We start from the raw sequence: 5,102 nt of genomic DNA, 5'->3' as shown, positions 1-5,102 counted from the left end.
AAAGTGAAAGTGAAAGTGAAAGTGAATTTTCAGAATTTAAAATAGATAAAACCGAACCTAAACCCTTAGTAAATAAAAATAGAATAATTAACGAACTTAAAAAACTTAACTCTGCTTGTAAAGTCTTTATCAACCCTATTATGGGGATGACCGCGCAAGGGAAAAAAGAGGTAGGTATTACGGCTAACATTGAGAAGATGAATAATCAAAAAGTTGTTATCCAGACCTCTCACGAAATAGCAGGTGTTATAGCAAATAAAGTGTACCTGTGGCTATATGACCATCATACCGAAATAGATTTCACTGAAGAGCTTGAACTCGGATTTGTTATTATTGATAGTCAAAAATCTTCTGCAAATAAGTTTGAATACTTATTGAAATTTTCAAGTCCATTAACAGATCAGCAAATGCGGGTTTTGTTTGCTCATTACCTAAGACAAAAAAAATTGGCTATTATTGGTCCTACAGAACGATTTATCACCCCTTTGTTTGATTCTGTTACCTCTAAAGGTTACGAGCAACTGTATCTAAATAAAACTCACGACATTCCGTTACTATGTTATAAAAATAATAATGCATGGCGTGCGAAAGTTGCGATGAAAACATCGGGTAATGATGAGTTTTGGCGGTTTTTTAGTGATACAGATGAAAATTTTCACTTACCCGTACTACTGGGTAACGAAGAAATACAAAAGGCGTTAAATGAGAGGAATACGGTTGATAAATATGCTTTTATATTAAAATCTAAATATAAAGATACCTTCATTTATTCCCTTATTTGGTATGACGATTTTGTTAATAATAGAAGCGTCAAAGCTGTTTTTAATAATTATTTCAAAAATAGCCTTTTTAGAGTAGTCAAAATATCCTCATCGTTTATTAATTCTGTAGAAGATGCTTATGTTCCGTCTGCCTTGCCTTGTCATGTTCATCCTAAGATGGCTGTGTTAAATAGGGCTATCCCGAAAGCGGCGCTAGATATGATCAGTAATTGCGATCATATGATCACCTTATCAGATATTACTAGCTTGTATGAAACAATACATCGGCCGGTCAGCGAAGACATCATTGAATTAGAAAATTTATTACCAAAACGTTTTCAACTGAGTCCAGTTGACTCACTTGATGAAACCGAAATTGTAACGGCAGAAAATGATGATTCTAGAGGTGAAGACCGCTTTGTATTATCTTTTAAAATGGCAATTACACGCAGTAATAATGTTGTTACTCATATCCCCGGTATAACTAAAAATATCTCTATACAAGGTTTGTTAGTTAGCCTAGTAAAAGAAACTAAATTTAAAGCCGGTGAAGAAATTGAAATTGAATTAACCGTACCTTTTTCTGAACAAGATAGAACACTACAAAAACAGAAATATATTGTTTTAGGTTATGACAGCCATGGGGCTGTTCGATTATTAATGAATACAATTGAAAGTAAACATTTAGCTTGCAGGGCGATAAGAAAATATATTTATCAACATGTTGATACCCTTGAAGCCTGCGGAAAACGCGGTAGTCGTATTTATGGTCTGCAGAAAGCGATGAGGAATATATATGCACACAATCATTTCTCTATTCCATTCTACTTAAAAGCAACTAAGCACCAACAATATATTAATGCGGCGAGCTTTAGTGGTAACTCTGCACTTAAGCACCTTGTCTATAAAAATGAAAATAGTGAAGAAATTATTCTTAATCTATTAAGCAATCAAAAGTTTAGAGATTCTTGCTTATCAATTATTGCGGTACTTGCTTATAAAGAATTACCTGCTCGTGCATTTTATATTCTTGTTTTACCTAAAGATAAAAATGATAAAGAAGAGTATTCCTTTTGGTATCGTGATTTATCAGTATTGAAAAAATCTGCCCAATTGAAAGAATATACCCAGAAAGTATCTAATCACGGTAAACCGGCAATTTTAAAAGTTGAATTGAAAAGAAGTGATAAAGTGCAAAACATGTATTACCGTGACGAAATCAGTTATTTAAAAAGTCTAGATAAAGACTTAGCGGATGATCTGGAAACTCAGTTAGAAAGTACTATCGGCATCGGAGAAGTGACCGATTTAACTGATATTGCTATTAAGATGATTGCTAATGCCACATAAATGACAACAGACCCATTAACTTTTGTCGAATGGCCGACAGAAAAAATATTAATACAACACTTTTGAGTTCACCTAACTGATAAGTTGAACTTACTAATGGTTAATTTTATCGATTGTTTAGACTTGCAGAGCTGGTTCACTCGGGTGTAAGTTTGACGTTATGTCACTTAAAAGGTTATGGTCTCTGCATAGCGAATAACATGCTGTAATATTTAACGAATGTGTCTTTAAATATGGGCACCTAATTAAGCCTCTGAGGTAGAAAAGTGAATATAGAAAAATTAAATATCCCAACTAAATCAATAATAACAGTGGCGATTGCTGTTACCCTATTTTTCAGCTCTGTTTACACCGTCAATGAAGGGCATATCGGCATTGTCAAACGCTTCAGTGAAGCCAAAGAGCAGGTTAACCCTGGTTTACACTTTAAAGTGCCTTTTATTGATAGCGTTGAAGAGATAGAAGTCAGAACACGAAAAAATGAAGAAAAAATGGCATCAAGTACTAAAGAGCAAATGCCAGTAACTGTTATTGTTTCAGTTAACTGGACGGTAGACAAGACAGCTGCGCTTGAACTTTTTCGTCAATACGGTGGTTTAAAGCAATTTGAAAATAGAATTCTTGATCCTCGTTTTAGATCTGCCACTAAAGATGTTATCCCACAGTATGATGCAGAAAAATTAATACAAGATAGAGCAAGTGCCATTCAAGCGATTGAAGCAAGCTTTATCGAAGAAATGAAAGACTTTCCTGTTACTGTTGATAACATTCAAATTGAAAACATTCAATTACCGGCTAAGTACTTAACTTCTATTGAGACTAAGCAAACAGAAAAAAATCTAGCTGATGCGGAGAAACATAAACTCGCACGTCAAAATTTAGAAGCGCAACGTGACGTAAATACGGCAAAAGCAAAAGCAGATGGTATTAAGCTCGTTGCTATAGCAGAAGCTGAATCTATTCGAATTAAAGGCTTAGCTGAAGCTGAAGCGATTACGGCTAAAGCTAAAGCACTGGGTAACAACCCTTTAATTGTTAAGCTAACAGAAGCTCAAAACTGGGATGGTAAGCTTCCAGCAACAATTTTAGGTAGTAGTAATATGCCAATATTAGATATGAGAGCAAAATAAGTCTACTGCATCATAATATAAGCCGCTTAATTGCGGTTTTTTTATCTAGGAATAATGAAACTTTGATCGCCGAACAAGATGTTAATCATTACCTTAGTTATTCTATCTCTGTCATGAGTATATTATATGAGTTCAATGCCATAGAAAGTTTATGTCATGTCAACGCTCTATGAACAACAAGCTTCTTGTTAAAATTGTCAGTAAACTGAATGAATATAGTTTATTAACCATTGAAACAGTATGAAAAACCAAAGAAAATTTGCTGTCTCAATTGATCTAGAATTGTAGATAAAGGCGTATTAGAATAATAATTGTTAAATCGGCAAGGTCATTATGGATTCATTAACACAAGCTGTCTTGGGCGGCGCGGTCGGCTATGCGGTATTAGGTAATAAAGTTGGTCCTAAAGCAGCTATTTATGGTGCCGTTTTAGGTACATTGCCTGACTTAGATGTATTCTTACCCTATAGCGGTGATGTTGAAGCTTTTACTTACCATCGAGGATTTAGCCACTCGTTATTAGTACAGTTGCTTATTAGCCCTTTAATTGCCTGGTTAATAACCAAATGTCATCAAGCTACAGCCATTTATAAGAAACACTGGTTTGTGTTGGTATTTTTGTGCTTGTCTACTCATGGGGTTTTGGACAGCTTCACTGTTTACGGTACGCAATTGCTGTGGCCTATTACTGAATATCCGTTTGCGGTCTCTAATTTGTTTATCATTGACCCCATGTATACCTTACCGCTATTGTTTGCGTTTATTGTTATTTTTCTGCCCAGAGTTAAACCGGCAAGTGCTTTAAAAATCAATAATTTTGCATTAGCGATAAGCACACTTTATATCTGTTGGTCTTTGATGGCAAAGCTTTACATAGACGATAAAGTCACAACAGCGTTAAACGATCGACAGATAAAAACACATCATTATTTGAGTACACCTGCGCCTTTTTCTACGCTACTTTGGCGGGTATTGGTTATGTCTGATGGTCAATATTACGAGGGCTATGTCTCTGTGTTTGACTCAGTATCTGAGGTAAGTCTAGAAGCATATCAATCGTCAGACTCTCTGCTTACTAATATTAAAGATGAATGGGATGTGCAACGACTACAATGGTTCACGAAAGGCTTTTATTCAGTAAAACAAGCAGAGCAGTATATTGTTTTATCCGATTTACGCATGGGTGTGGAGTGTAGTTATGTGTTTAATTTTATTGTTGGCGAGCAAACGAGTATGGGGATTGTTAAGAGTCATACTGAAAAGGTAAGTGCTAGGCCTGATTTTAGTATGCTTGGAGGTGTTTGGCAGCGAATATGGGATCCATCAGTTTCTTTGTCGCCTCTTAAAGAAAACGGTGTTTGTGTTAACAGTAAAAATTTATTTTCTAAGAAAGTTTAATAAGATGAGTACACTTCATGTGTATGGTTAGCTGGTTACTTATCCCAGGCGTTAGCTTATTAGCGGTTATCTCTAATTAAAGCGAATAATGAAGAATATTATTAAATTTTAAAAGGATAGACAGCAAATAATGTTAAATTTAATATGATGATTTTTTTGTACTAAATAAATATGTATTAGAAAATATTTTAGTTATAGAGTGACTAAATATTATTTAACAATGAAATTTTGATTTTGTATCGGAGAATGTTTTTAAATAAGGAAGTGACGACTTTCAGTACAGACACTCTTTATACTTGAGTTAAAGTTTGTTGTGAGAGCCCATATCTTTCGAAAGTGAACTGACGACCTGATTTTATACTTATATCTTAAGTTGGTTGCGGGAGCCAGATTTGAACTGACGACCTTCGGGTTATGAGCCCGACGAGCTACCAGACTGCTCCATCCCGCGTCCGAATGTCCT

At 35.0% G+C, this 5,102-nt stretch carries 3 protein-coding genes and 1 tRNA gene; 3 read left to right on the top strand and 1 reads right to left on the bottom strand.

From position 1 onward, the window contains the following. The 3 genes from H4J57_RS18985 to H4J57_RS18975 all read left to right on the top strand — a co-directional run. The coding region (locus H4J57_RS18985) for a hypothetical protein (protein ID WP_182243920.1) at positions 1–2,111 on the top strand (2,111 nt) is incomplete at its 5' end. A 302-nt stretch (positions 2,112–2,413) separates the two neighbouring features. After that, on the top strand, positions 2,414–3,241 hold the full coding sequence (locus H4J57_RS18980; RefSeq protein ID WP_395881227.1) for a prohibitin family protein: 828 nt from the start codon (positions 2,414–2,416) through the stop codon (positions 3,239–3,241). 333 nt (positions 3,242–3,574) lie between these two features. Continuing rightward, on the top strand, positions 3,575–4,639 hold the full coding sequence (locus tag H4J57_RS18975; RefSeq protein WP_182243919.1) for a metal-dependent hydrolase: 1,065 nt from the start codon (positions 3,575–3,577) through the stop codon (positions 4,637–4,639). A gap of 374 nt (positions 4,640–5,013) precedes the next feature. Here H4J57_RS18975 and H4J57_RS18970 read toward each other — a convergent pair. Next, positions 5,014–5,090: transfer RNA gene (locus tag H4J57_RS18970), tRNA-Met, on the bottom strand. Positions 5,091–5,102: the final 12 nt, after the last annotated feature.

The organism is Colwellia sp. BRX8-7, from assembly GCF_014077275.1.
In the GTDB taxonomy this organism is placed as follows: domain Bacteria; phylum Pseudomonadota; class Gammaproteobacteria; order Enterobacterales; family Alteromonadaceae; genus Colwellia_A.
Note: the sequence above shows the minus strand (reverse complement) of the source record. Positions and strands in the feature narration are given on the sequence as shown.